The following is a 1,844-nucleotide window of genomic DNA, read 5'->3' as shown; positions in this document are numbered from 1 at the left end:
CCACGGACATGTGCCCGCGCCACCGCGTGCATGAGAGACTCCGACTCCGGACGCCCCTTGCGCAGCACCGGCACGAACGCACTCTCCGCACCCGCAACGCACTCCTGGCCCATGGCCGCGAGCACCCCGTCGGGGCCGAGCTCGACGAACATGGTGACGCCCTGCGCCTCCAACGCACGGATGCCATCGAGGAAACGAACGGCCTCGCGGACGTGACGCACCCAGAAATCGGGGCTGGCGATCTCCTCGGCGGAAACCACAGCACCCGTCAGATTCGACACGATCGGAATCTTCGGGGCCTCGTACGACAGACCCTCCGCGACCTCGCGGAACGCATCCAGCATGCCGTCCATACGCGGGGAGTGAAATGCATGACTGACCGTCAGGCGCTTCGTCTTACGGCCCTGTCGTTCGAAAGTCGCGGCGATCGCGACGGCCGCGTCCTCGTCACCCGCGATCACCACAGACTGCGGACCGTTGAGCGCGGCAATGCTCACACCCTCGGTCAACAACGGCACAACCTCGTCCTCCGACGCCTGCAACGCGAACATCGCGCCACCCGCCGGAAGCTCCTGCATCAACCGACCACGAGCCACCACCAACTTCGAGGCATCGGACAGGGACAGCACACCCGCCACATGCGCGGCAGCCAGCTCACCGATCGAATGCCCGGACAGGAAGTCCGGCTTCACACCCCAGCCTTCAAGCAGACGGAACAACGCCACCTCGACCGCGAACAACGCAGGCTGCGTAAAGCCCGTCCGATCCAGCAACTCCGCCCGAGACCCGAACAGCACACCCTTCAAAGGCTGTTCCAGATACTGGTCCAGATGCGCGCACACCTCGTCCAGGGCATCCGCGAAGGCCGGGAACGTCTCGTACAACTCACGGCCCATACCGAGCCGCTGACTCCCCTGCCCCGTAAACAGGAAAGCCACCTCGCCACCAGTCACCGAACCCTCGACCAGACCCGGCACCGACTCACCACGCGCCAGGGCGTCGAGGGCGGCGGCGAATCCGTCGTGATCGGCGGCGACGATCGCGGTGCGGCGCTCCAGGGCGGCGCGACCGGTGGCCAAGGAGTAGCCGATGTCGGCGACGTCATGGGAGGCGCCGTCGAGGTGTGCGGCGAGGCGGCGGGCGCTCTCACGCAGCGCGGTCTCGTTCTTGGCGGACAGGAGCCAGGGCAGGACGGCGGCGCCGACTGCCGGGGCGGTGGCCTCCGCGGCCTCGTCCTCTTCCGCCGTCGGCTCGGGCGCCTGCTCCAGGATGGTGTGGGCGTTGGTTCCGCTGACGCCGAACGCCGATATGCCGACGCGGCGCGGCTGGCCGGTCTCCGGCCAGGACCGGGCCTCGGTGAGCAGCGAGACGTCACCGGCGGACCAGTCGACGTCGGGGGTGGGCTCGTCGACGTGCAGGGTCTTGGGCAGCACGCCGTGCTCGATGGCCTTGACCATCTTGATGATGCCCGCGACACCGGCGGCGGCCTGGGTGTGACCGAGGTTGGACTTCAGCGAGCCCAGCCACAACGGCCGACCCTCGGGGCGCTCCTGGCCGTAGGTGGCCAGCAGCGCCTGCGCCTCGATCGGGTCACCCAGCGTCGTACCCGTGCCATGTGCCTCGACGACGTCGACCTCGGCGGCCGACAGCCGGGCGTTCTCCAGGGCTTGGCGGATGACGCGCTGCTGCGACGGTCCATTGGGAGCGGTCAGGCCGTTGCTCGCACCGTCCTGGTTGACGGCCGAGCCACGCACGACGGCCAGCACCTGGTGGCCGTTGCGCCGGGCGTCCGAGAGCCGCTCGACCAGCAGCACACCGACACCCTCGGACCAGCCCGTACCGTC

At 68.9% G+C, this 1,844-nt stretch carries 1 protein-coding gene; it reads right to left on the bottom strand.

All coding sequences use genetic code 11. From position 1 onward, the window contains the following. Positions 1 to 1,844: type I polyketide synthase (locus ABTZ94_RS37420; protein WP_351207909.1), on the bottom strand; the 1,844-nt coding region annotated here is incomplete at both ends.

Origin of the sequence: Streptomyces sp. NPDC002785, from assembly GCF_040295565.1 — a bacterium.
Taxonomy (GTDB): Bacteria; Actinomycetota; Actinomycetes; order Streptomycetales; family Streptomycetaceae; genus Streptomyces.
This window is presented reverse-complemented; position numbering and strand designations above follow the sequence as displayed.